Here is a 23,973-nt window from a genome sequence, read left to right as displayed (position 1 = left end):
GGACGTATAAAATGCGACCGGCCCTCTCAAAAGGGCAAAAGAGGGTCTCCCGTTGCGCGGAGTCTGATGGGGGACCCGATAAGCGCCACAAGCAACCGGATCTATGCGGGCTTTTCCGGCACATGGTCGGTGGGGACTGGTTTTAGTGGCTCTCTTTTGGGCTCTAAACTGGGGCTTAGAGGGGCCGCGCACGCATTGGGGGTTCTTTCCGCTCTGGCTGGGCTTTGCCCTAACCCTTGACGCTTGGACGTATGCCCGTTCGGGGGATTCGCTGCTTAAGCGCAACCCGCGGCGTTACCTTGAGTTGTTCGTAGTCTCGGTTCCGCTCTGGTGGCTGTTTGAAGCCTTCAACCTCCACACGCGCAATTGGTCTTATGCGGGGCGCGAGTTGTTCAGCGATCTAGAATACGCCTTTTGGGCTAGCTTGAGTTTTTCCACCGTCCTGCCCGCCGTCTTCGGTGCTGCCGAATGGATGGCCACATGGTCCTGGATGCGGCGTTTTCGCTCCGGACCCCGGCTGCGGCCAAGCCGCGCGTTGCTTGCCGGCATGTTCGCCTGCGGCCTGCTGATGCTCCTCGCCATCGGGCTCTGGCCTCAGTATGCGTTTCCCTTCGTCTGGGGGGTTGTATATCTGCTGGTGGAACCCCTCAACGTGCTTACGGGTCGGCCCAGTCTCCTAGCCCACACGGCGCAGGGAGATTGGCGTCCGGTGGTCGCCCTCGGACTTGGGGCCCTGCTGTGTGGGCTATGCTGGGAGCTCTGGAATTACGGTTCCTACCCCAAATGGGTCTATGCAGTACCTTGGGTCGACAGGCCTAAGCTGTTTGAGATGCCCCTGCTGGGCTACCTGGGATATCCTCCGTTTGCCTGGGAGCTGTTCGCCGCATACTGTGCGATCGCAGGTCTCTGGAATCGCCAGCCCATGGCGTATATACGCCTTACGCGCGACTAAGGGCGGGCCAGATCAGCGCAGGTTCGTCTACGCGGGGGTCGTTTACGCGCCTGGAGACCGGATAGGCCTCCAGCGTATCGTCCGGATGCGGTCGCAGCCGATGCCAGAGTCGCTTAAGCTCCGCAGCGGGCGCGCGCAACCAGGCCTCATAGGCCTCTGGGGGTAGAATAAGAGGCATGCGCTCATGGATGGGCCGCAGAAGCGCGTTGGACTCTGTGGTCAGTACGACGGCCGCCCGCAGCCGCCCTCCCCGCGGATCTGGGACCTCCTCCCAGAGACCGGCCATGCCGAATACGTGATGGTCGCGGAAGCGAACGTAATACGGGGTTCGCCATCGGGGCTGCACACGGCGCCATTCATAAAAGCCGTCGGCCCACACGATACAGCGTCGCCATCGGAAAGCGCGCCGGAACATGGGTTTTTCTGGGACCGTTTCTGCGCGCGCATTGATGAGCCGGCCGCCCTCTTTGAGCTTGAACCCCCAGTGCAGAAGCGCAAGCTCCAGCCGGCCCTGAGGGGCAATGAGGGCCCAAACGAGCTGAGCAGGGGCGATATTGTAGCGGGGCCGAAAAGGCTCCGGGGGCTCCAGACCCCTTAGCAGGGAAACCGCCTCTAGGGGGTTGCGCGTCAAGCTAAAGCGGCCGCACATACGGCTTCGGTTTCGGTGTCCATGCCGCATAAAAGATAGCCAACAAAGGGGCCTACTAAAAGCATTGCGAACTGGGTGCAGCTCCCTATGCAGTTTAACCCGTTTCTCGATGCTCGTCCCTCTATCCCCGAGGACGATTTCAAGGGGTTCCCTGCGGGTTTGTTCGCTTTTTTGCGCGAGCTCAAAATCCATAACGATCGGGCTTGGTTTGCCGCCCACCGCGCCGATTACGAGCATTGCTACCGGGAGCCAGCCGTGCGCTTCTGTCAGCTGCTGGCCGCGCGGTTTGAGCAGGCGGGGCTTGCGCTTGTGGCCGATCCTAAGCGGTCTCCGTTTCGGATTTACCGGGATGTTCGATTTTCCGCCAACAAGGACCCCTACAAGACCCACCTGGGGCTGTACTTTCCGGTTCGCTGGGACGAGGAAATCGGGGTCTACTTGCACTTGGAGCCTGGAAATTGCTTCCTGGCCGGCGGAAGCTGGAACACGGACGCCTTCTATGTGCGCCGGTTGCGCCGTATCGTAGCGGAGCGCTACCGAGAGCTAGAAGGCATCGTACGGAGTCCGGAGTTTCGGGCCTGGTTTCAGATCCGGGGTGAGCGCATAAGTAGGCTCCCCACAGGATATCCGAGCGATCATCCCGCGCGGGAATGGTTGTTGCACAAGCAATTGTACGCCTGGACGGCGCTGGAGGAGTCTACCGCCACCCGACCGGAGGTAATGGACTGGACGTTGGCCCGTAGCCAGACGCTTTGGCCCTTACTGGAGCTCTTGGCCCCTCGTCCCTAGAGGGGTCGTTGCGTGAAGTCCGCGCTTTCCCGTAGCTTACGGCTGTGCCCGCTCGCTCGAGCATATCGCGTCCCTCACCTCCTCGGTACCGGCTGGATCTGCTGCCGGTGGTCAAGCCCTATCATTGGCGGGCCCGAAACCGGCTCGAAAAAGGCCAGCTCGTCTACTACGGTCCGGCACCCCAGTATTATGGCATTGGCGAAGTCATCAGTTTTCTGGGGCCGTACGTGGTGGTGGACTTTCGGGGCACTGGGCTCATGGGCGTGCACAAGGAGGCGTTTGAGCCCCAATACCTCATCCCGATCGCGCCCCACTTGCTTAAGCAACTGTAGCGCGTTGCCCTAGTCGGAGCGTGACATCGAGCGCCTGGACGCCGGCCTTATGCTGTTGCTTTTTCTTGTGCAGATCGGCGTGATCCTTTCGGTATCCCGGCTCCTCGGATGGGCCTTTCGGCGCCTGCACCAGCCCCAAGTCGTAGGGGAGATGCTGGCCGGGTTGCTCTTAGGGCCCTCCTTGCTGGGCAACCTGGCTCCGGGGTTTTGGGGGTGGCTCTTCCCGCCCTCCCATATGGGCCTTTTGCATGGGGCCAGCCAGCTGGGGCTTGTGTTGTTTATGTTCTTGATCGGGCTTGAGGTGGATCCTCGGCTGTTGCGGCAGACGCAGCGCGCAGCGGTCCGGGTGGCCCAGGCAGGCATCGTGGTTCCGTTCGCGCTGGGAGGGCTGCTGGGATGGGGGCTTCATGGGGTTTTCGCCCCCGAAGGCGTGCCGCGTTGGGTTTTCGCCCTCTTTATGGCCGTGGCCATGAGCATCACGGCTTTTCCTGTGCTGGCCCGCATCCTAAGTGAGCGCAACCTGCTGCACAGCCCCGTAGGAGTGATCAGCATAGTGGCGGCCGGCATCAAGGACGTAGTCGGCTGGCTCATGCTGGCGCTCATGTTGGCCTTGGTGCGTCCCGGGCAGTGGGGTCTGGCTGCGCTTGCTCTTTTGGGCGTACTCGCCTACGCGGTCGCGCTGCTCGGACCGGGCCGCAGGCTTCTGGAGCGTCTTATCTGCTGGTACCGCCTGCGGGGACAGGTGAGCCAGGACATATTGGCTGTGGTCTTAGGCTTGGTGTTGTTCTCAAGCATCCTCACAGAGGGCATCGGGGTGCATGCCCTTTTCGGGGCCTTCCTGCTGGGTCTGGCCATGCCGAAGGATCCGAGCTTTGTGCGGGAGATAGGCCAGCGGATAGAAGACTTAGTGACTGTACTTCTGCTGCCGCTGTTTTTTGCCTACACCGGCCTGCGGACCGACCTGTCCCTGCTGCTTGATGGATCCGTTTGGGTCTATGGGCTGCTCGTGTTTGCCGTGGCCATCGCGGGCAAGTTCGGGGCCTGCGCCGGGATCGCACGTTTAATGGGCCTAGACGGGCGCGCGGCCTGGGCTATAGGCGCGCTCATGAACACGCGCGGGCTTATGGAGCTCGTTATCCTCAACATCGGGCTCGATTTGGGGGTGATCTCGCGCGAGCTCTTCACCTTGATGGCGCTCATGGCCATCGCGACCACGCTCATGGCCACTCCGCTGTTGCAGTTGCTCTACCCCGCTCGGGCCCGCCACCTAGAACCGCAGCCGGAGATTCGGTGATCTCGACGGGCCGATCTCACATATGTAGGGCGTCTTTTCCATCCTCGATCGGAAGGTTCGCCTCCATAAGGCAACCCTTCGTGTTATGGCCACTAGAAGCAGCCGTTCTCACTCGTTTCTTGAAAAAACCGGCAAGCGAACGTTGTTTTGGGTGGTGCAGGCTGAGTTTTTCCCAATCGGTTGGCATGAGAAGGGCCCCGCACGCCTTTGTCTTTGCGCCCGTTGGGGCGGTCCCGAGCGGGGGCGTTCCATGGGGCCGAATCCAGATGCGCAGCAAGCCGGGGCCGTAGCGGGACGCTGCGGCGCCTGGATGCGCGCTCAAACGGGCCCCACAGGGGCTTAAAGCCGCGCGGGCAGGCCCCTGGGCACTTTGATGAAACGGTTTGTACGGAATCGCATGGTCTTGGTGCGCTTGATGGATGCGCATCGTAGCCGATGAAAACCTGCCAGGGGTGCTTGAGGCCTTCGCCCACTTGGGCCAGGTGTGCACCTATCCCGGACGCGCCATAGGGCCCGATGAGGTTCGAGAGGCGCAGGTGCTGCTCGTGCGCTCAATTACGCGCGTTGACCGACGGCTGCTACAGGGAAGCCGGGTGCGCTTTGTGGGCAGCGCCACCGTGGGCACCGATCACGTGGACCTGGCCTACCTGCGTCGGGCCGGAATCGCGTTTGCGCACGCTCCGGGCTCCAGCACCCAGGCTGTGGCCGAGTACGTGCTGGCGGCCGTGCTTAAGCTGGCTCGGCTTTCTGGGCAATGGCCACAAGGATGGACGGCGGCGGTCATAGGATGCGGTCGCATTGGGGAGCGCGTAGCGCGATGGTTTGAGCAGTTAGGCCTGTCTGTGCTGCGCTGCGACCCTCCGCGCAAGGAGGCCGGAGAGCAGGGTTTTGTGCCCCTGCGGGAGGCCCTGGGGGCGCAGCTGGTCACTTTCCACGTTCCCCTGTATCGGGCTCGGCGACACGCCACCTGGCATCTGCTCAACGAGCGCCGGCTCCGCTGGCTGCGGCCGGACGTTTGGCTGCTCAACACAAGCCGGGGCGCGGTCTTCGATGGGCGCGCGCTCTGCAGATGGTTGCGCGGCCATCCGGAGGCCCACGTGGTGCTGGACGTTTGGGAGGGGGAGCCGTGTGTGGATCCGGATCTGTTGCGCCGCGTGCGCCTGGGTACCCCTCACATAGCGGGCCATAGCTTGGAGGCGCGCCTGCGGGCCGTAGAGGCGTTGTATCGGGCCGCGTGCGCGCATTTCGGCTACGAGCCCACCTGGTCTCCCGAGGCCCATTTGCCGGAGGCCGGGCAGATCAGCCTGTCCTCTGGGCGGCCCCTGTGGGAGGCGCTAGCGGATCTGGTGCACGCCGTCTACGATCCCGGGCCGGACGATCAAGCCCTGCGGGCCGTGTTCGCCTTGCCCCCAGGGGAGCGATGCGCATACTTCGATCGGCTGCGCCGCACCTACAAGCCTCGGCGGGAGTTCTCCGCCTATCGGGTGCGCGCCCCGGAGGTCCTGACAAAACTGCTCAGCTTCCTGGGTTTTCGTCCGCCATAGGAGAGACCAGCATGATGGGGTTATGGATGGGGTGCCTTGTATGGGTCGGGGCCGATTCCCTTGACCCGCAGGCCCTGTTCCGGAGCGCTCGCTGGGACATCTGGCGAGGCCTGAGCGAACGCCGCCTGCCCTACGCCTATGTTGTGCAGACCCGCACCGAACAGCTAGACGCCCAAGGCCGCGTGATCGCCTGGGAGGAACGGCAGGTGCGGCGCTTCTATGTGCGCGGGCAGGCGCAACGCGAGGTGCTGGCCGAACGCCGTCAGGGCACCTTCGATTGGGGAATCCCCGCTAGATCCCGCCCCTCGGCTTCCGGTGAGCCCGGACAGGGCCCCCTCTCCCTGGGTTGGACGGACTCATCCGAAGGAGGGCTAATCCGACCCCGCGATGAGCCCGATTACGCGTTTCGTCTGATCGGCTCAGGAAGCGTCGGGGATGTGCCGGTACACGTGCTCGAGGCCTCGGTAAAACCTCATCGCGCCAGTCGGCATGAGCTCAAGCGGGCCCGTTTGTACTTGGAGCCGAACACGCGTCGGGTCGTGGCTGTGGAGCTGCAGCTAGAGCGGCGCTCTCTGCTGTTAGACCTGGACGTAGAGCTGCGCACGGAGCTCACCCGGCTTGGAGAAGAGGCCTGGGTGCCGGCTAAGATGGTCTCCGCCATCCGCTACAAACTTCCCCTGCGCGCTTGGCGCTTTGTGCGCGTCACAAGCTCGTATCGGGACTACACCCCGGTTCGGGCCGAGGACTTACCGGCGGAGGAACGACCGTGAGCCGATATAACTGGATGTTCGGGCTGCTGCTTTTAGTCGCCTGTCAGCGCGGCCCGGAGCGCGTCGTGCTGCTCATCTACTCCCCGCACGGCAAGGAGCAACTAGCCCACTACGAGGCGGCCTTTGAGCGCCTCTATCCGCAGGTCGACGTGCAGTGGCTGGACATGAGCTCGCAGGCGATCTACGACCGGATCGCCACCGAGCGCGCCAACCCCCAGGCCAGCCTATGGTGGGGAGGGCCCAGCTGGCTTTTTGAGCAGGCAGCCGAGGAGGGCCTGCTTGAGCCCTACCGGCCCACGTGGGCCGACATGCTGGATCCGGCGCACCGGGATACGCATTTCCGCTGGGTGGGCCTGTATTGGACTCCGGAGGTGATCGTCTACAACCACCGACGACTCTCCTCCGAGGAGGCCCCCCAGGACTGGGATGAGCTTCTGGAGCCGCGTTGGCGGGATCGCATTCTGCTGCGATATCCGCCGGTATCCGGTACGATGCAGGCCATATTCGGAGCGCTCATCTTGCGGCAGCCCACCGTAGAGGAGGGTTTCCGTTGGCTAGCCCGTTTAGATGAGCAGACGCGCACCTACGCGGCAGATCCCACGCAGCTGTACGTGCTTCTGGCCCGCGGGGAGGCCCCCATTACACTGTGGAACCTCACGGACGCCGTGTTGCAGGCCGAACGATACGGGTTCCCCTTTGCAGTAGTCGTGCCCAAAAGCGGTGCCCCTATGCTGCTAGATGGGATCGCTCTGGTGCGGGGCGGGCCCAACTTGTCGTGGGCCCGGCGCTTTTATGAATTCGTGACCTCCCGGGAGGCCCTCTTGGAGCAGAGTCGACTCTTTTACCGGCTTCCGACGCGGCGGGATATCGCTCCGGAGGAGCTGCCGCGATGGGTGCCCGCGGATCTGCGCCCGATGCCCGTAGATTGGAGCCGTCTTCGGCGCATGCGCCAGCGGTGGATGCAGTACTGGGATGAGCATATCCGGGGGCGGGGTGCGCAGTATCTGCACAACCTCATCCCCCCTCCTCCGCCGTAAACGGCACGGTATGTGCGCACATCCCTGGGGATTCGGGGCATCGAGCCTACACTGCAAAACTGACAGCGTATGCCGGCGAACGTACTAGAGGACTACTACGCGATCCTGGGTGTGCCGGAGACGGCCACCGAAGAGGACATCAAGCGCGCTTACCGGAAGCTGGCTTTGCGTTACCATCCGGATCGCAATCCAGGCAACAAGGAGGCCGAGGAGCGCTTCAAGAAGATCACCGAGGCCTACTCGGTCCTGTCTGATCCGGAAAAGCGTCGCGAATACGACGCCTTGCGCAAAAACCCCTTTGGTTTCGCCGCTGGGGCCTCCGGTGGGCCCCGGTGGTTTTACCAGGATCCGCAGGGCACCTTTCATTTCCGCTTTGAGGGCGGACCGCACATCTCCTTCGATGATCTACTGCGTGACCTGTTTGGGGCTGGCTTCGGCGGTTTTGAAGAGGTGTTGGGGGGAGCTGGGCGACGCCCGCGAGGCCGGGCGGCTCGGGATGTGCACGTGGAGGTCAGCATCCCGTTTCGCACCGCCTTAGAGGGCGGTCCAACTGTGGTGCGCCTGCCCTCTGGGGATTCCGTGCGCATCATGATCCCCAGGGGCGCTCGAGACGGCATGCGGGTCCGCTACCGGGGCCGCGGCCTTGTGGGCCCCGATGGGGTGCCCGGGGATCTGTACGTGACGTTTCGCATCGAACCGGAGGCGCGGTTCCGGCGCGAGGGGGATGACCTGTATACGGAGGTCCGCATCAACGCCGTGCAGGCCATGCTGGGAACGACGGTGACAGTCGAAGACCCCTATGGACGCGCGGTGCGCCTGAAGCTTGCCCCCGGTACGCAACCGGGAACCTTGTTGCGCGTGCGCGGCCACGGGGTCCAGACCGATCGGGCTCAAGGCGACCTGTACGTAACGGTTCGCGTGGAGGTGCCCCGTGCGCTCTCCGAGGCCCAACGCGAAGAGCTGCGCCGTTGGGCCCAAAGAGCCGGCCTGCCCTTGTAGCGGTGCTTTTTTCGGCCCGCCGGCTTGCCGTATATTCAGGCGCTTTCCCCAACACGCCCGCTATCGTGATGCGACACGGATACCGCACCCACACCTGTGGAGAGCTGCGCCCGGAGCATGTGGGGCAACACGTAGTGCTGCAGGGATGGGTCCAGACCCGCCGCGACCTGGGCGGGGTCATTTTCGTGGATTTGCGCGACCGCTATGGCATTACGCAGGTCGTCTTCTCCCCTCAGGACAGCCCCGAGGCGCATGCGCTGGCTGAACGGCTGCGCGTCGAATACGTGATTTCGGTGCGCGGCTTAGTGGCGGCCCGATCTCCGGATACGGTTAATCCCAAACTCCCCACCGGCCAGGTGGAGGTTCGGGTGCTGGATTTGGAGATCTTGAACCGGGCCGATACTCCGCCGTTTGAGATCGAAGACGAAACCAAAACTTCCGAAGAACTGCGCTTGCGCTATCGGTATTTGGACCTGCGTCGGCCGCGGATGCAGCGCATTCTGGGCGTGCGCCATGAGGCGGCCCAGATCGTGCGCGCCTACTTTAGCCGTCACGGGTTCTGGGAAATCGAAACCCCCATGCTCACGAAAAGCACCCCAGAGGGCGCGCGCGACTATTTGGTTCCCAGCCGGGTACATCCGGGCAAGTTCTACGCCCTTCCTCAGTCGCCCCAGCTCTACAAGCAGATCCTGATGCTCGCCGGTCTGGACCGGTATTTTCAAATCGTGCGCTGTTTCCGGGACGAGGATCTGCGGGCGGATCGGCAGCCGGAGTTTACGCAAATCGACGTGGAGATGGCCTTCGCCACGCGGGAGCTCGTCCTGGAGCTCATCGAAGGGCTGTTGGTTGAGGTCTGGGAGCGCATCCAGGGCCGCTCGATACTCCGTCCGTTTCCGCGTCTGAGCTACGAGGAGGCCATCCGGCGTTACGGCTCGGACAGGCCCGATCTGCGGCCCGGTATGCCGATCTGCGAGCTGTCCGATATCGCCGCCGAAACCCCATTTCGGGTGTTTCGTCAGGCGGTGGACGCTGGCGGCGCCGTAGTGGGCATATGCGCACCGGGACAGGCCGAGCTGGGGCGGGCGTACTTGGATCGGCTGACCGAATACGCGCGCAAGCAGCTCGGGGCCAGCGGGCTGCTCTACATCAAATACCAGTCCAGCGGTGAGCGGCTGTGCTCGGTCAAGTCCGAAGTGCTGCCCGAGGTCTTTGTGGAACGCCTCTCCGAGGCTCTCGGGTTGCGGCCAGGAGATCTGGGGTTGCTGTTGGCGGGCCCTAAACCGAGTGTCTACACCCAAATGGGCGCCTTGCGCCTGCATCTAGCCGAGGCGCGCAACCTGTATCCGCAGTCGGATCCGTACGCCTTCGTGTGGGTGCTGGACTTTCCTTTGGTGGAATGGGACGCCGAAGCGCGCCGATGGGTGGCCGTGCACCATCCCTTCACCGCCCCGCATCCAGAGGACGTCTCGCTCATGCAGACCGACCCGGCCCGCGTGCGCGCTCAGGCTTACGATATCGTGGTCAACGGCTATGAGCTGGGAGGGGGCTCGATTCGGATCCATGATCCGGAGCTGCAGCGTCGGATGTTTCGGCTCTTGGGCATCCCCGAAGCGGAGGCGGAGAGGAAGTTCGGCTTTCTGCTTCAGGCTTTTCGCTACGGCGCCCCGCCGCACGGGGGGATCGCGCTGGGTTTCGATCGGCTTGTGATGCTGCTTACAGGCGCCCAGAGCCTGCGCGAGGTGATCGCCTTCCCCAAAACCCAGCGGGCTCAGGAGCTCATGATCGGCTCGCCCGACGTCGTAGAGCCCCAGCAGCTAGAGGAGCTACACATCCGCGTTACCCTCCCCAGGGCCCAAACCGTGGGCTCTTAGTGCTTGTGCCCAAGCGGGCAAAGGCGTATATTTACGTTCCCGGCTTCAAGGGCCTTGATTTGAGAACCCGTAGCTCAGCTGGTAGAGCAACGGCCTTTTAAGCCGTGGGTCGCAGGTTCGAATCCTGCCGGGTTCACGAAAACGCCCAGGTGGTGGAATTGGTAGACACGCCATCTTGAGGGGGTGGTGGCCGCAAGGCCGTGCGAGTTCGAGTCTCGCCCTGGGCACAAGGAGGAGGGCGCTCACGCGAGCGCCCTCCTTTTTCTTTTTTCACCGCGTTGGGGCAACGCTGCGCGAAATTTAAAAGCGCAGAAAGTTTATGCTGAAGGCCCAATCGTTGTGCGTAATGAGCATGAGCGCCGCGCCCAATAGGGCCAGGTTTTTGTAGAAGTTGCTCTGTTCGACCAGCCGCAGGCCGGGGTCGTCGATGTGCCAAAAGGCGTGCATCTTCAGGGTAACCGGCACAAGGAAGATCATAATGAGAATCAGCCCAAACTGAGGCACGATGCCGAACATCACCGAAAAGCCACCGAGCAAAATCATTCCGCCTGTGGCGCTTACGGCGAACGTGGCCGCAGGCACCCCGCGCGAGGCCGCGTATTCAACGAGCGTAGCCTGACGCGTAAAATGATTGATTCCGTTGAGCACGAAAAACCCCCCGAACAGCACTCGCCCGAGCACGAACAAAAGCTCCATGAGGGTCATGACGGTAACCTCCTCTTGCTGTGAAGGGACCGAACGTCAGACGAAATAACACGCCGGGTGCAGAAAAGCAACCTGCGGTTGCCGACCCCCAAATAGGCCGGTTAACTTGTGCGCGTCATGCGGATCCTGCACTCGGCCGACTGGCATCTGCACCCCGAACGGCCCGAGCGCTTTCGGGTGCTCGAGGCCATAGAGGCGATTTTGGAGCGCGATCCAGCCGAGGTCGTGGTCCTGGCCGGAGATCTTTTTGACGACCCCCGGGCGGCCTATGAGCTGCGCCCGGAGCTTCGGCGCTGGTTTGAGGCCCTGGAGCGCCCCGTGCTCCTGATCCCCGGCAATCATGATGAGGAGGCCTTCTGCGAAGGAGCGGACTTTGGCCAAAACGTGCGCGTACTCGGGCCGGAGCCGGTTGAACAAAACGGAGTGCTCTTCGATGGGCTCTGGTTTCGCTCCGGCCGACGAGCCGTGCGGGAGTTGGATCGGCTGCAGGCGCGATGGGCCGGAGCGCAGACCGTGGTGCTTGTGGCGCATGTGAGTTTTTACCATCGCGCCCCGCAATGGCGCAACCGGGAGCTAGCGCAGCACGAAGGCCTTGATTGGGGGCGCGATTGCCCCTTGTTAGCCGAGGACGTCTTGGGGCGTCCCATCGCGTATCTGGCCCTGGGGCACTGGCATCAGCACCTGAGCGCTCAAGTGGGCACCACGACCGTGGCCTATCCCGGCACGCCCGTGCCGCTAAACGAGACCGAGCTCGGCCCTCGATACGTCGCGCTGGTGGAGCTGGGTCCGGGCTCTGCGCGGCTGTATGCGCGGGCGCTTGAAGGCGTGCCGGAGATCCGGTTCCTTCGGGAATACGTCTACGGCAACGATTCGGAGGCGCTCGAAAAGCTCGATCGGCTGCTGAGGCAAGGGGGAGAGCAGGTTCGGCTGCGGCTCCGCGTAGAGGGCTTCCTTTCCGGTTTGGAGCGCGATTTTCGCTCTCGGCTGCAGGAGCTCAGAAGCGCCCATCGGGGCCGCTGGGCCGAGATAACGATCGAATTCGCCCCCGTGCAGATTCCGGAGCCCCTAAAGCCCTTGCTTGAGTCGATCCTCGGTGCCGAACCGCCCGATCCGGATCCAGTGGTTCGCCTGGAAGAGGGGTTGGCCCGATGGGCGCGGGAGCTTTCCCGCGAAGCAGTGCGCCGTCGCGCCCTGGAGCTCGTCGTGGGGGCCTTGCTTGAGGGTTCATGATCCGGCTTTGCCGCATCTGGGTGGAGGCCTGTGGTCCGCTTCAGGGGCTCTCCTGGAGCCCCGGTCCCGTAGCCCTCATCTATGACCGCAACGAGGAGGGCAAAACCGCGCTCGTGGAGGCCATAACGTGGGCGCTTTTCCCTAGGCCGGAACAGGTTTTCGGAGCTGACGCGGGGCGTTTTGCCGACATACGGGCCGAGGCCGAGGTAGAGGTGCGCGGCAAGCGGTATCGGTTTCGAGCCGATCGCGGAGAGCACTTGCTGCGCCTTCTGGGCTGGACGCAGCCGCAGCTGGCCCGTCTGTTTGTGGTGCGCTCCGGGCAGCTGGAGCTGACCCGAGAGGACCGGGACCGCACCCCGCTTATGCGGGAGCTGTTGCGCCACGCTCTGGGTCCGATGGCGCGCATAGGCCAGCTGCGGGACCGCCTGATCAAACGCGCCGGCCTGACCCCGGGGCTTGAGTGGAGCGATCAGCGGGCGACCCCGTACCGAAGTCGGGTTCAGGAGCTAGAGGCCCGTCTGCGCACCTGGGAAGGTTTGATCGGAAAACTCGCCGAACTAGAGGCCGCTGAGCGCGCCGCGGAGCAGCTGCGCGATCGCCTACGGCAGCTCCGCCAAGAGCGCGAGGAGCTGCTGGGGCGTCTTCGGGAGCTGGAGGGGCTTCGTCGGCGCCGGATCGCGCAGCAGGCGTGGGCCCTGTACCGAAGCTATCGCCTGCTTTGTCAGGAGCTGGAGGCCTTCGCCCGGTATCGCTTTGAGGACTCCGCCCGCTGGGCGCAGCTAGAGGCGCAGGGGGAGACGTGGCGCAAGCTTGAGGAGCTGGCCGAAAGCTACCGGGATCAGCGCATCCGCATTTCCGCCCAGGAGCCTCTGTGGCGCGCCCGCGAGGCCGAGCTTGAGGCGCGCGCCCGCAGCATAGAGGAGCTGGAACGCGGTCGCCAGGAGAGCCTGATTCGCCTTCAGGCTGAGATCGGACCCTGGCAAAGGGCCTGGGAGGCCGCAAAACGGCGGCAAGCCCGCACCGCCTGGTTGGCTGCGGTGGCGGCAGCTGCGGCCCTGGCGGGCGTGCTGCTTCTGGTTTCGCCGCCGCTATCTGGGACGCCTTGGCCTGGCTTGCTGCTTTTGCTCTGCGGGTTGGGGGCGGGCCTTTACCGAGTGCGCCTTGAAGTGGAGCTGCGTAAGCTTGAGGCGCAACGCCGGCTTTACAGGGCCGAACTGGAACGCCTGTTCGCTTTCGAAAGCCCCCTTGAGGATCTGCCAAAGGCCCTGGAAGTTGTGCAGGCGCGGCTTCGCGAGGACCTCGCGGCCCGGCGGGCTGATCTGGAGGCCGAGCGCGCCCAGCTGCGCGCGGAGCGGGAGCAACAGCAGGCCGCGATGCGAGAGCTCGAACGCAGCCTGCGCACGTGGCTTTCCGACTGGGATCCGGCCACACAGGACCCCGTTGAGCGCGTCCGCGCCCTGCGACGGACCGTGGAGGCGGAGCTCGGGCGACTGCGAGAGCGAACGGGGGTTGCGGAGCGTCAGGCGCTGGAGGAGAAGCTGCGGGAGCGCCAATCCCTGGAAAGGCGCCTACAGCAGCTCGTGGGCAGCTGGCAGACCCTCACGCAGACGCCGATAGAGAAGGCCGAATCCTGGCTCGTAGAGCACCCAGAACCGCAACAGGCCGACGAGCTGCCTTCCGGCCCGGAACTGGAGGCGGCTCAGGCCCGCCTGCAGAGGGCTCTTCAAGAGGCCGAGGTGCGCCTGCAAGAGCTTGAGGCGGCGCTTCAGGAGGCCGAGCGTCGGCTGGAGCAGCTTAAATTGCCCTTCTACGAGAAAGGCCTGCGCAGCCCCGCCGAACTATACGTCCGCTGGCAAGAGGACCGAGAGGCGCTTTTGGAGCTAGTAGAGCTTCGGCTGGCCGCCACCTGGGCCGCTTGCGTGCTGGAGGGCCTAGAGCGCGATCAGCGGGGCCTGATCGATCAGCTTCTGCGCGCCGGTGGAGAGCATGCGGCCGTGCGGATCTTTTGTGCCCTCAACGAGCGATATGTGGACGTGCGCTACGAGCCGGACGCAGAGCGCTTCGTAGCCCTGCGCGCCGACGGACTGGCTGTGCCCGAAGCCCAGCTTTCCGACGGAGCCCGCAAGCAGCTGCTTTTCGCCCTGCGCGTGGCCTTTCTGCGGCAGCTGCTCAAACAAGAGCCCGCCTTTCTGATCCTAGATGACCCCTTTATCACCTACGACGACGAGGGCCGCAAGGAGCGCGCGGTGCGCTGGCTTGGTCGTATGGTTCAAGAGGGATGGCAGCTGCTGTATTTTACAACGGACCGCACCACGCGGGAGCTTTTCGCCTCTCATCTGGGGGTGGAGCCGCTGCGGATCGAACAGTTGCAGCGTTTTAGCTCCGTAGGCCCATGACCTGTGCGGCCCCCAGCTGGCATCTAATGAGGAGGTGGAACCATGGCAGGAGGAGCGCCATCTATGCGCTGCAATGTAGGCAAAGTGGACCGTATAATCCGTCTGGTTTTGGGTCTAGCGCTGGTGAGCTTGGTCTTCGTGGGGCCTCAGACCCCCTGGGGATGGCTGGGGCTCGTGCTGTTGGGCACGGCGTTTTTGCGCTTTTGTCCTCTGTATAGGCTCTTGGGGCTATCTACCTGCGAGCCGAAAAGAGCCTAATACAGGGCCACAAGCGGCAGCTCCAGCGGACGCATAGGGTGCAACAAGGGTGTGGTGCGAATAAGAGCCAGCTGGCGCGCCCAGAGCGGCTCCAGGTACGCCAGCCAGGCCTCCCATAAGAGGGCCATATCCGGACGCTCTTGCATAAGCTCGCAATAGGCCAACCAAAAGACCCCGGCGGCAAACTCCGGTTGGCCGCGCACCAGCTCCTGCAGCAGCAGAAGCGCTCTTTCGTAGCGGCCCTCCCCTAAGTAGCTGCGCGCTAGCCCATATGCGGCGAGCGTCCTTAGGGATCGATATCGCAGTAGCTCCTGCCACAGCATACGGGCCTCCTGGGGCCGGCGTTGCGTCAGATACAGGACAGCCAGCCCGTAGCGAGCCGCGAAATGCTCTGGAAACAGCTGCAGCGCCCGCCTTAAGGCGGCCTCGGCTTCGGCGCGACGCCCCAGCCGCAGCAGGGCCGATCCGACCAGATACCACAGGCCGGCATCGGCGGTGTCTCGGGCCAGTAGGCGGCCCAAGCGGGCCATTTGGGCTTCCTGTTCGCGCGGCGCAAGCTGCGCGAAGGCCTCCGCCCACCGCTCCAAGGTCATGGCCAGCGCGTATGGGTTTTCGCGTATAATGCGCTCTCCGACAAGCGTCCGCAGCGGCCGCGGAGGTGTGCTGAGTCGCTCCAGGACCTGCTCAATCCACCGCAGGTCGACGGCCACGCACACGTTAGCCTGTGGCCCCGATCGTGGGGATGCCGCACGTCGGTCCCCTTGACCGGATATGATCATGCCGATCCCGCGTCCAAGGGAGTCCACGAGCACCCCTCCGCTTAAACCCGGAAAGACGGCGTTTGTGCTCACATGCTGCGGGGCGCGTCCAGGCATGTGAAGCGCGCTCTCCCATAGCCCCGTCGTGGTCGTGAAGACCCCGCCGGGCCAGCCCAAAGCGAAAACGGGCATATCGGGCTCCGGAGGCGCGGGCCGGACCGAGAGCACCGGGGGATTCAGCCCCAGCCTGTGCCATTGCTGCGGGGGCACATATAGGAGCACCACGTCGTTTTGCGGATCAGCCCACCAAGCTCGATCCAGCACGAGCTCCCTGGTCTCATCCAGGCGCACGCGCGCCTGTTCGGCGCCCACCAGGACGTGAAAACTGGTAACAAGTACATCGGGTCGCAGCAGAAAAGCTGAGCCGTACTGCAGGACCCTGAGCTGAGGGCGAAAGCCCGTCCGACGCTCCGCCACAAGTGCAAACGTGGCGCTTAGGGACTGGGCTAGCTCCGGCCGGTATGTATAGACGAGCACAGCCGGCAGGGCGATCGGTTCGGCCTGCAAGGCGGGGCTCAGCCGTAAGGGGGGCAGCCGAAGCCACCCCGGTTTTCCGGTGCGCACGCGGTATAGCGCACGAAGCCGCCGCACGCCGTGCGGCAGCAGGAGCGCCTGCTCTGGGGTGGGTACCTGTTCGGACAGCCATTCCACGTGATCTTGAAGCTGCTCGCGGATGCGGCTTTCGCGTAGGCGCTCCAGCGCCCAGGCCGGAGACCGCGCAGGATCTAGCAGGAGCTCCACGGCGATCGTAATCGGCTGCCAGCGGCCCGCGATCGTGGGCGAAACCTCGACTAAAACCACGGTGGCTGCGGCCGAGGTGGCCTGTAGAGCGAGGAGTCCAACGGCAAGAAGCGCGCGCATTATCCAAGCGGCTATCTAGCTACCTCTTGCAAAAACCGGAGCAATAGCCGTGCCACTGTATCGCGCACGGCCCGGCCTTGCGCCATGACCTCTTCGTGTGCAAGGGGGCGGGCGCTGAGCCCCGCGGCCAGGTTTGTGATGGCCGATAGGCCCACTACGCGCATACCATAAAAGCGCGCCTGCAGCGCTTCGGGCACCGTGGACATGCCCACGGCGTCGGCCCCAAAACGACGGAACATGCGGACTTCGGCAGGCGTCTCGTAAGAGGGCCCGCGCGTCCACAGGTACGTACCCTCCCGCAGGGGAATGCCCTCCAGAAGGGCTGCGCGCAGCAGCGCTTCGCTCCAGTCCGGATCATAGGGGATACGCGCCCCATAAAGTCCGGCTTCTGCGCCCTTTAATCCTCGCAAGGGGTTGGTGAACCCGAAGGCGATGTGATCTCGGATGAGCATGAGATCCCCCGGCCGGAAGAGCGGGTTAAGGCCCCCTGCGGCGTTGGTTAGGATAAGATTGCGAACGCCCAGGGCGTGCAACAAGTGAACGGGGTAGACGCTTTTTTGGATCGAGTAGCCCTCGTAAAAATGAACCCGGCCCTGCACGAAGAGCACCGGGATTTCGCCCCAGTACGCCCAAATCAAGGATCCGCTATGGCCCTCTACCGTGGAGGCCGGATAGCCCGGAAGGTCGCGCGTGGCGATGCGCGCCATCGGTTGCGCGGACTCCGCGATCTCCCCCAGCCCGGAGCCCAGTATAAGGGCCGTATCGGGGCGCAGCGAAACGCGAGCGTGCACCAGCGCCGCGGCCTGTTGGGCCAGTTCTCGCAAGTGGTGCGCGTGCTCAAAGGTTCCGGATTGCGTCCCTTCGGGAGCGGATGCTATCATGTAGCCCACGATCGCAGTTAGAGCATGAAAATCCTGGAGGTGGAGATCAAAAACAAGGCCGGTCTGCACACGCGTCCGGCGGCTTTGCTTGTGAAGACGGCCTCGAGGTTTCGATCCCACATCACCATCCTCAAGGATGGCTTTGCCGTAAACGGCAAAAGCATTATCGGGGTCATGACCCTCGCCGCGGAGCCCGGCTGCCGCCTGACCCTGCGCGTAGAGGGGCCCGATGAGGAGGAGGCCGCGCGCGCTTTGGCGGAGTTGTTCGCTACTGGCTTTGGAGAGGAGTAACCGCATGGGGGGAACGAAGCCGGAGGTCCGCTTGCGGGGCATTCCCGGATCGCCCGGCATCGCCATCGGCCCGGCGTTTTTGTTCGAACGCACGCGCCCCCATATCCCGCATCGGCATCTAGCCCTTGAGGAGCTCGACTCAGAGGTCGCTCGGTTCCGAGAGGCGCTGGAGCGTTCCGAACGGGAGCTGCGCAAGATCATCGACATCGCCCGTCAAAAGGTCGATCCGGAGGCGGCGGCCATCTTCGAAGCTCAGCTGCTTATGCTGCGCGACGCGCACGTCTACGAGCACATCGAGCAGCGCATCCGAGCCGAGCGGCTTAACGCCGAGGCCATCGTGCACGAGGAATTCGAGGCCTTCCTGGAGCGCATGCGGGCTCCTGAGGATCCTTATTGGGATGAGCGGGCCGCGGACGTGCGCGACGTGCAGGAGCGCTTGTTGCGCAACCTGCAGAAGGGGCGCCTGCTTTCGGACGTGGAGGATTCCAGCATCGTCGTAGCCGATGAGCTGACCCCGGCGGATCTGGTGCTCTTCAGTCGCCGCAACATCCGAGGGGTGGCGTTGGACTTCGGCGGTCCTACCTCGCATACGGTTATCATCGCGCGCAGCCTGCGTGTGCCGGCCGTCTTAGGGCTGCACAGCATCACCGACCAGGCTTCTCCGGGAGATCTGCTGATCGTAGACGGCTACACGGGCCGGGTGATCCTGCGCCCCACCCAGCCCACGTTGCGTCTGTATCGGCGACGCCAGCGCCTCATAGAGCAGCGCCTGCGAGCCCAACGAGAGGAGCTCGCCCAGCTTCCGGCCCAGACCCGCTGCGGACGGCGCATCTGGCTCCGGGCCAATCTGGAGTTCCGCGAAGAGCTGCCCTTCGTCGCCGAGCAGGGCGCCGACGGCATCGGCCTGTATCGTTCGGAGCCTCTGTTCTTGGCCCGGGGTAAGTTCATCTCGGAAGAGGAGCAGTACGCCTACTACCGGGAGATCGTGCAGGCCGTTCGGCCCCATGTAGCCACCCTGCGGCTCTTTGACGTAGGCGGCGACAAGGTGCTCCTGAGCACATACCGGGAGCCCAACCCTTTCTTGGGCTGGCGCGGGGTGCGGATTTTGTTGGATCGGCCCGAGGAGCTGCTGCGCCCTCAGCTGCGGGCCATCTTGCGCAGCAGCGCCCACGGTTCGGTTCGGTTGCTTATCCCGATGGTGGCGAGTCTGGAGGAACTTGAGCGCTTCTATGCACACTACGAGCGCGCGCTTGCGGAGCTGCGGGCCGAGGGTCATGCCATAGCCGAACGCGTGCCCGTGGGCGTGATGATCGAGGTGCCCTCGGCGGCCGTGTTGATCGATCAGATCGCCGAACGCGTCAATTTCGTCTCCATCGGCACCAACGACCTGATCCAGTACCTGTTGGCCGTCGACCGAGGCAACGATCTAGTGGCCAACCTGTATCAGGAATTTCACCCCGCTGTGTTGCGCACGCTCAAGCACATCATCGACGGCGCCCATCAGAAGGGGGTTCCTGTGGCCCTCTGCGGGGAGATGGCCTCCAATCCGCTGGCCACCGTGCTGCTGGTGGGCTTGGGGTTAGATGAGCTCAGCGTCAATCCCGTGATGCTGCCGGAAATCAAGCGCACGATCCGGGCCATCGATTACGAGGAAGCGCGATCGCTGGCGGCGGAGCTGCTGCAACTGCCCCACACGGCCCAGATCGAGGCCCGCTTGCGCGCCTGGCGCGAGGCCAGCTGCCCCGAACCGGATCCCTTCGTGTTCGAGGACTACTGAGCCATCCGGCGCGGAATGGCCGATTCGTAGACCTCTCGAATCTGTTCTAGGGGCAGATCGATCCAGTCGTTGATCTGGAGCCGATCCCCGCCTACGCGGCCCAGCAGGGAGGCGGCAAGACCGAAGCGCCGGGCCTCGGCTTCGATGGCGGCCTTGGTCTGTGGGGGCGCGCTGACGATTACGCGCGACTGGGATTCGCCGAAGAGCAGCGCATCAGGCCGGATGGGATCCCGCACCCATATGCGGGCCCCCAAGCCTCCGAACAAGCAGGACTCGGCCAGCGCCACGGCCAGCCCGCCATCGGAGACGTCGTGGGCGGAGCGGATCTGCCCTGCGGCGATAAGGACAAGCAGCAGCTCATGCAGCCGCTTTTCCTCGTCCAAGTCCAGGTAGGGCGCATCGCCCGCCACGCGCCCATGAATCCAGGCCAGGTACTCCGAACCCCCTATGTCCTCCCGGTTTTGGCCGAGCAGCCACACCAGGTCCCCTGCGGATTTGAAGCCGGCCGTCATGAGCCGATCCGGAAAAGGCTCAATGAGCCCCACCATCCCGATGGTCGGGGTGGGGTAGATGGCGCCCGTGGGGCTTTCGTTGTAGAAACTCACGTTGCCGCCCGTAACGGGGGTCCCCAGGATCCGACAGGCCTCGCCTATGCCGGCTACGGCCTCCTGAAAGGTCCAGTAGACCTCGGGATTGTAGGGGTCGCCGAAGTTCAGGCAGTTCGTGATGGCCAAAGCCCGGGCTCCGGAGCAGACCACGTTGCGCGCGGCTTCGGCCACGGCGATCTGCGCTCCCCGACGGGGGTTGAGGTACACGTAACGCCCGTTGCCGTCGACCTTCAGGGCCAAGGCCTTGCGGGTGCCCTTGATGCGCACCACGGCCGCATCCGAGGGGCCAGGGCCCACGACGGTGTTCGTGCGCACCATGGTGTCGTACTGCTCGTAGACCCAGCGCTTAGAGGCGATGTTCGGGCTATCGAGCAGCCGCAGAAAGACCGCTTCAAGGTTCTTCGGCAAGGGCACGTCCGCAAGCCGCAGGGCGCGCGTTCGTTCCAGATAGGCCGGTTCGCGGGCCTGCCGGATGTATACCGGCGCGCCTCCGCCGAGGACCAGCGAGGAGGCCGGCACTGCGGCCTTGAGCTCCCCGTGGTGGTAGACCTCCACAAGGCCCGTGTCTGTGACCTCTCCGATGAGGGCCGCCGGAAGGTCCCACTTGCGGAAGACCTCCAGCACCTCTTCTTCGCGTCCCCGTTGGACGATCAGCAGCATGCGCTCCTGAGATTCCGACAGCAGGATCTCGTAGGCGGACATGTCCGGCTCGCGCAGGGGCACGCGTTCCAGATACAGGCGCATCCCCGTTCCGGCGCGCGCGCTCGTTTCGCAACTGGAGCACGTAAGCCCGGCTGCGCCCATGTCCTGTAGGCCCACAACGGCGCCCGTGCGCAGGGCTTCTAAAGTGGCCTCAAGCAGCAGCTTTTCCGTAAACGGATCCCCCACTTGCACGTTGGGGCGCTTGGCCTCGGAGTCCTCTTGCAGGACCTCGGAGGCGAACGTGGCCCCGTGGATGCCGTCGCGTCCCGTCGCGGAGCCCACGATCATGACTAGGTTGCCCGGGCCGCGGGCCGCGGCTCGGGCCGTCTGGCCTACGCGCACCAGACCCACGCTCATGACGTTCACCAGCGGGTTGCCCTCGTAGGCGGGGTCGAAGTAGATCTCCCCGCCCACGGTCGGTACCCCGAAGGCGTTTCCGTAGTCGGCGATCCCGCGCACCACGCCGTCGAAGAGGTAGCGCACCCGGGCGTTGTCCAGGGATCCGAAGCGCAGGGAGTCGAGCGCCGCAATGGGCCGGGCCCCCATGGCGAAGACGTCCCGGTGGATCCCCCCCACGCCCGTGGCCGCCCCCTGATAGGGTTCGACGGCCGAGGGGTGGTTATGGGATTCGATTTTGAAGGCCACGGCCAGCCCGTCGCCGATGTCCACAAGCCCGGCGTTTTCTTCTCCGGCCGCCACAAGCAGCCGCCCTCCTGAGCGGGGCAGCGTCTTGAGCACGGCGATGGAGTTCTTGTAGGAGCAGTGCTCGCTCCACATGACCGCGTACATGCCGAGCTCCGTGTACGTGGGCTGTCGGCCCAAGATCTGCAGGATCCGGTCGTATTCTTCATCCGTAAGTCCGTGGGCACGCGCCAGCTCGCGCGTCACCTCGGGCTCGCGAGAAAGCGTCTGGGGCATATCGGCTGCGGAAGCGTAGGCTTGGGTTTCGGCGCCAAGATACGGCCCTCGAGGGCCGGCTATGAGGGCCATCTAAGCTCCAGAACGCGCACCAGGAAGGCGAAGCGATCGGCCAGCTCCTCGATCTGCTTGCTTGCGGGCTTGCCGGCCCCGTGTCCGGCGCGCGTCTCAACGCGGATCAAAATCGGCTTGTCGCACGCCTGGGCCGCCTGCAGGGCGGCGGCGAATTTATACGAATGCGCCGGCACCACCCGATCGTCGTGATCGGCTGTGGTGATGAGCGTAGGGGGATAGCAGGTGCCCGGCCGCACGTTGTGGTACGGCGAATACCGGATCAGGTAGCGGAACTGCTCCGGATCGTCGGCCGAGCCGTATTCGGGAATCCAGGCCCAGCCGATGGTGAACTTGTGATAGCGCAGCATGTCCAGCACGCCCACGGCCGGCAGCGCGGCCCCGAAAAGCTCGGGCCGCTGCGTCATAACGGCCCCCACCAGCAGCCCGCCGTTGGAGGCCCCCGCGATGGCGATCCGCTTGGGTTGCGTGTACCCTTCCCGGATGAGGTATTCTGCCGCCGCGATGAAGTCGTCGAAGACGTTTTGCTTGCGCTCCCGCATGCCGGCCCGGTGCCAGGCCTCCCCGTACTCGCCTCCACCGCGCAGGTTGGGGACGGCGTATACGCCTCCGAGCTCAAGCCAGATCAGGTTCGCGACCGAAAAGCTCGGCGTAAGGCTGATGTTGAAGCCTCCGTAGCCGTACAGGTAAACGGGGTTGGAGCCATCCCGCTTCAGATCTCGCCGGTGCACCAAAAACATGGGTACGCGCGTGCCATCTTTGCTTGGGTAGAAAACTTGGCGCGTTTCGTAGGCCCCCAGATCGATCGGCAGCCGGGGCGCGCGGAAGACTTCTAGCCCCTTGGTGGTGTAATCAAACCGATAGATCGTCGTCGGATACAGGAAGCTCGTAAAGCCGAAGAAAAGCTCTGTGTCGTCCATGCGGGCGCTCAGCCCCGTTACGCTTCCCAGCGTGGGAAGGGGGATTTCCCGCTCCCGCCGGCCCTCGATGTTGTACAGGGCTAGCCGGCTGCTTACGTGCACCAGCTCGTGCACCACAAAGTGGTAGTTGAGCAGCACGGCATCCTGCAGCACGGCCTCCGATTCGGGGATGATCGTCTCCCAGTGCTCCGGCTGGGGACGGGCCAAGTGCACGGCGATCAGGCGCCCCTTGGGCGCGTCCCGGTCCGTGAGGAAGTAGAACACGCTTCCCGTGTTGCCGACGAACTCATAGGAAGCGTCTGCGGCGTCTAGCAGGGGAACGACGCGCCAAGAGGTGTCTTGCAGGTCAATGTAGGCGATCCGGTTGCGTCGATCGGTCCCCTTCCAGATCGTGATGATCGCGTACCGACCGTCCTCCGTAAGCCGGCAGCTGAAGCCGAGTCCCGGGTCATCGGGCCGCTCGTAGATAAGCTGGTCGGCCTCCTGGGGGGTGCCCAGGCGGTGGTAATAGAGCTTCATGTGCCGATTCGGCTCGCGCAGGGCAGCTCCGGTCGGCTCCGGGTAGCGGGCGTAAAAGAAGCCCCTTCCGTCGGGCGTCCAGGCCGGCGCGTTGAACTTGACCCAGCGGATGACGTCGGGCAGGTCTTGATCGCGCTCTAGATCCCGCACGCGGATGACCTGCCAGTCCGAGCCTCCGGTGCTGGTGCCGTAGGCCAGCAGCCGGCCGTCGGGACTCGGAACCCAGCTTGTGAGCGCCACCGTGCCGTCAGCCGAAAGCGCGTTGGGGTCCAAGGCGACCCGTCCCCGGCCGCTATCCCGGGCGCTGCCAAGCCAATACAAGACGGGCTGGTTTTGCAGTCCTTCCTGTAGGGTGTAAAAGTATCGGCCTCCATATTGTCGGGGTAGGCCGTATTTCGGGTAATTCCAGAGCGCTAGGAGCCGCTTGCGGATGCGCTCTCGCTCCGGAATCTGGGCCAGCCAGGAAAAAGTCAGCCTGTTTTGGGCCTCGATCCAGGCCTGCGTCTCGGGGCTTTCGGGGTTCTCTAGCCACCGATACGGGTCCGACACCTGCATGCCATGGTAGACGTCCACGACGGCGTCCCGCCGCGCAGGCGGATACACCAACGGTTGCGCATGCAGCGTCAAGGCCTCCAGAAGCCAGAAGAGCGCGATCCAGAGCCTGCGCATGGCGTTTTCCTCCTTGCCTGCGGGGTCAAAAATCCGAAATCCCGGCTCGAAAACGCCAGCTAGCCGGCCCAAGGCTAGCGCAAGAGCAGGCGGGGGTGTATCTTGTTTTGC

20 protein-coding genes and 2 tRNA genes are annotated in these 23,973 nt (G+C 64.3%); 16 read left to right on the top strand and 6 right to left on the bottom strand.

Features of this window, described 5'->3' with window-relative positions:
* Window positions 1-103 precede the first annotated feature (103 nt).
* On the top strand, window positions 104-952 hold the full coding sequence (locus NZ993_08070) for a hypothetical protein (protein MCS7155745.1): 849 nt from the start codon (window positions 104-106) through the stop codon (window positions 950-952).
* Here NZ993_08070 and NZ993_08065 read toward each other — a convergent pair.
* Complete coding sequence (locus tag NZ993_08065) at window positions 939-1,631, bottom strand: SOS response-associated peptidase (GenBank protein MCS7155744.1); 693 nt, start codon at window positions 1,629-1,631, stop codon at window positions 939-941. The two genes, NZ993_08070 and NZ993_08065, sit on opposite strands and share 14 nt — an antisense overlap.
* Before the next feature lie 129 nt (window positions 1,632-1,760).
* On the opposite strand from NZ993_08065, the gene NZ993_08060 reads away from it, so the two are divergent.
* The 10 genes from NZ993_08060 to NZ993_08015 all read left to right on the top strand — a co-directional run bounded on the left by NZ993_08060 (window position 1,761) and on the right by NZ993_08015 (window position 10,464).
* Window positions 1,761-2,390, top strand: coding sequence for a DUF2461 domain-containing protein (locus NZ993_08060; protein ID MCS7155743.1), 630 nt, complete (start codon window positions 1,761-1,763; stop codon window positions 2,388-2,390).
* A 44-nt stretch (window positions 2,391-2,434) separates the two neighbouring features.
* Entirely contained in the window at window positions 2,435-2,722 is a 288-nt protein-coding gene (locus NZ993_08055; GenBank protein MCS7155742.1) for a hypothetical protein, read from the top strand.
* 49 nt (window positions 2,723-2,771) lie between these two features.
* Complete coding sequence (locus NZ993_08050) at window positions 2,772-4,016, top strand: cation:proton antiporter (GenBank protein ID MCS7155741.1); 1,245 nt, start codon at window positions 2,772-2,774, stop codon at window positions 4,014-4,016.
* Between the two features lie 419 nt (window positions 4,017-4,435).
* Window positions 4,436-5,560, top strand: a complete 1,125-nt coding sequence (locus NZ993_08045) for a 4-phosphoerythronate dehydrogenase (protein ID MCS7155740.1) — start codon at window positions 4,436-4,438, stop codon at window positions 5,558-5,560.
* A gap of 11 nt (window positions 5,561-5,571) precedes the next feature.
* A complete protein-coding gene (locus tag NZ993_08040; GenBank protein MCS7155739.1) occupies window positions 5,572-6,330 on the top strand; it encodes a hypothetical protein in 759 nt (252 codons plus the stop codon).
* On the top strand, window positions 6,327-7,367 hold the full coding sequence (locus NZ993_08035; protein MCS7155738.1) for an extracellular solute-binding protein: 1,041 nt from the start codon (window positions 6,327-6,329) through the stop codon (window positions 7,365-7,367). The genes NZ993_08040 and NZ993_08035 overlap by 4 nt, the downstream gene beginning before the upstream one ends.
* A gap of 69 nt (window positions 7,368-7,436) precedes the next feature.
* The gene (locus NZ993_08030; protein ID MCS7155737.1) at window positions 7,437-8,366 is read left to right on the top strand and encodes a J domain-containing protein; all 930 of its coding nucleotides are present in this window, start codon (window positions 7,437-7,439) and stop codon (window positions 8,364-8,366) included.
* Window positions 8,367-8,434: 68 nt separating this feature from the next.
* Window positions 8,435-10,237: an aspartate--tRNA ligase gene (gene aspS / locus NZ993_08025; protein ID MCS7155736.1), complete on the top strand. Its 1,803-nt coding sequence runs from the start codon at window positions 8,435-8,437 to the stop codon at window positions 10,235-10,237.
* A gap of 63 nt (window positions 10,238-10,300) precedes the next feature.
* A tRNA-Lys gene (locus tag NZ993_08020) sits at window positions 10,301-10,373 on the top strand.
* Between the two features lie 7 nt (window positions 10,374-10,380).
* A tRNA-Leu gene (locus NZ993_08015) sits at window positions 10,381-10,464 on the top strand.
* Between the two features lie 73 nt (window positions 10,465-10,537).
* Here NZ993_08015 and NZ993_08010 read toward each other — a convergent pair.
* Window positions 10,538-10,942 (bottom strand): DoxX family protein, encoded by a 405-nt coding sequence (locus NZ993_08010; GenBank protein MCS7155735.1) that lies wholly within the window; start codon window positions 10,940-10,942, stop codon window positions 10,538-10,540.
* A gap of 117 nt (window positions 10,943-11,059) precedes the next feature.
* Between NZ993_08010 and NZ993_08005 the strand changes: the two genes are divergently transcribed.
* From NZ993_08005 to NZ993_07995, 3 genes are all read left to right on the top strand, one after another.
* Window positions 11,060-12,172, top strand: a complete 1,113-nt coding sequence (locus NZ993_08005) for a metallophosphoesterase (protein MCS7155734.1) — start codon at window positions 11,060-11,062, stop codon at window positions 12,170-12,172.
* Window positions 12,169-14,568 (top strand): hypothetical protein, encoded by a 2,400-nt coding sequence (locus NZ993_08000; protein ID MCS7155733.1) that lies wholly within the window; start codon window positions 12,169-12,171, stop codon window positions 14,566-14,568. The genes NZ993_08005 and NZ993_08000 overlap by 4 nt, the downstream gene beginning before the upstream one ends.
* Before the next feature lie 63 nt (window positions 14,569-14,631).
* Window positions 14,632-14,826 carry a DUF2892 domain-containing protein gene (locus NZ993_07995; protein MCS7155732.1) on the top strand — a complete coding sequence of 65 codons (195 nt, stop codon included), beginning with the start codon at window positions 14,632-14,634 and terminating at the stop codon, window positions 14,824-14,826.
* Here NZ993_07995 and NZ993_07990 read toward each other — a convergent pair.
* Both NZ993_07990 and NZ993_07985 read right to left on the bottom strand, forming a co-directional pair.
* A complete protein-coding gene (locus tag NZ993_07990; GenBank protein ID MCS7155731.1) occupies window positions 14,823-16,505 on the bottom strand; it encodes a tetratricopeptide repeat-containing serine protease family protein in 1,683 nt (560 codons plus the stop codon). The genes NZ993_07995 and NZ993_07990 overlap by 4 nt on opposite strands.
* Window positions 16,506-16,516: 11 nt before the next feature.
* Entirely contained in the window at window positions 16,517-17,386 is an 870-nt protein-coding gene (locus NZ993_07985) for a purine-nucleoside phosphorylase (protein MCS7155730.1), read from the bottom strand.
* A gap of 24 nt (window positions 17,387-17,410) precedes the next feature.
* On the opposite strand from NZ993_07985, the gene NZ993_07980 reads away from it, so the two are divergent.
* Both NZ993_07980 and ptsP read left to right on the top strand, forming a co-directional pair.
* Entirely contained in the window at window positions 17,411-17,677 is a 267-nt protein-coding gene (locus tag NZ993_07980; GenBank protein ID MCS7155729.1) for an HPr family phosphocarrier protein, read from the top strand.
* A gap of 4 nt (window positions 17,678-17,681) precedes the next feature.
* Complete coding sequence (ptsP, locus tag NZ993_07975) at window positions 17,682-19,454, top strand: phosphoenolpyruvate--protein phosphotransferase (GenBank protein ID MCS7155728.1); 1,773 nt, start codon at window positions 17,682-17,684, stop codon at window positions 19,452-19,454.
* Here ptsP and purL read toward each other — a convergent pair.
* Window positions 19,448-21,682: a phosphoribosylformylglycinamidine synthase subunit PurL gene (gene purL / locus NZ993_07970; protein ID MCS7155727.1), complete on the bottom strand. Its 2,235-nt coding sequence runs from the start codon at window positions 21,680-21,682 to the stop codon at window positions 19,448-19,450. The genes ptsP and purL overlap by 7 nt on opposite strands.
* 59 nt (window positions 21,683-21,741) lie before the next feature.
* Complete coding sequence (locus NZ993_07965) at window positions 21,742-23,862, bottom strand: prolyl oligopeptidase family serine peptidase (protein ID MCS7155726.1); 2,121 nt, start codon at window positions 23,860-23,862, stop codon at window positions 21,742-21,744.
* Window positions 23,863-23,973 lie beyond the last annotated feature (111 nt).

It is taken from the genome of Bacteroidota bacterium, assembly GCA_025059945.1.
Lineage (GTDB): Bacteria > Bacteroidota > Rhodothermia > JANXDC01 > JANXDC01 > JANXDC01.
This window is presented reverse-complemented; position numbering and strand designations above follow the sequence as displayed.

Excerpts from the sequence above, each read along its gene's own strand:
- NZ993_08030 (MCS7155737.1), top strand. The coding sequence starts at position 7,437 with ATGCCGGCGAACGTACTAGAGGACTACTACGCGATCCTGGGTGTGCCG.
- NZ993_08005 (MCS7155734.1), top strand. The coding sequence starts at position 11,060 with ATGCGGATCCTGCACTCGGCCGACTGGCATCTGCACCCCGAACGGCCC.
- NZ993_07965 (MCS7155726.1), bottom strand. The coding sequence starts at position 23,862 with ATGCGCAGGCTCTGGATCGCGCTCTTCTGGCTTCTGGAGGCCTTGACG.
- NZ993_07995 (MCS7155732.1), top strand. The coding sequence starts at position 14,632 with ATGCGCTGCAATGTAGGCAAAGTGGACCGTATAATCCGTCTGGTTTTG.
- NZ993_08065 (MCS7155744.1), bottom strand. The coding sequence starts at position 1,631 with ATGCGGCATGGACACCGAAACCGAAGCCGTATGTGCGGCCGCTTTAGC.
- NZ993_08070 (MCS7155745.1), top strand. The coding sequence starts at position 104 with ATGCGGGCTTTTCCGGCACATGGTCGGTGGGGACTGGTTTTAGTGGCT.
- NZ993_08000 (MCS7155733.1), top strand. The coding sequence starts at position 12,169 with ATGATCCGGCTTTGCCGCATCTGGGTGGAGGCCTGTGGTCCGCTTCAG.
- NZ993_07980 (MCS7155729.1), top strand. The coding sequence starts at position 17,411 with ATGAAAATCCTGGAGGTGGAGATCAAAAACAAGGCCGGTCTGCACACG.
- ptsP (MCS7155728.1), top strand. The coding sequence starts at position 17,682 with ATGGGGGGAACGAAGCCGGAGGTCCGCTTGCGGGGCATTCCCGGATCG.
- purL (MCS7155727.1), bottom strand. The coding sequence starts at position 21,682 with ATGCCCCAGACGCTTTCTCGCGAGCCCGAGGTGACGCGCGAGCTGGCG.
- aspS (MCS7155736.1), top strand. The coding sequence starts at position 8,435 with ATGCGACACGGATACCGCACCCACACCTGTGGAGAGCTGCGCCCGGAG.
- NZ993_08010 (MCS7155735.1), bottom strand. The coding sequence starts at position 10,942 with ATGACCCTCATGGAGCTTTTGTTCGTGCTCGGGCGAGTGCTGTTCGGG.
- NZ993_08050 (MCS7155741.1), top strand. The coding sequence starts at position 2,772 with ATGCTGTTGCTTTTTCTTGTGCAGATCGGCGTGATCCTTTCGGTATCC.
- NZ993_07990 (MCS7155731.1), bottom strand. The coding sequence starts at position 16,505 with ATGCGCGCGCTTCTTGCCGTTGGACTCCTCGCTCTACAGGCCACCTCG.
- NZ993_08040 (MCS7155739.1), top strand. The coding sequence starts at position 5,572 with ATGATGGGGTTATGGATGGGGTGCCTTGTATGGGTCGGGGCCGATTCC.
- NZ993_08045 (MCS7155740.1), top strand. The coding sequence starts at position 4,436 with ATGCGCATCGTAGCCGATGAAAACCTGCCAGGGGTGCTTGAGGCCTTC.
- NZ993_07985 (MCS7155730.1), bottom strand. The coding sequence starts at position 17,386 with ATGATAGCATCCGCTCCCGAAGGGACGCAATCCGGAACCTTTGAGCAC.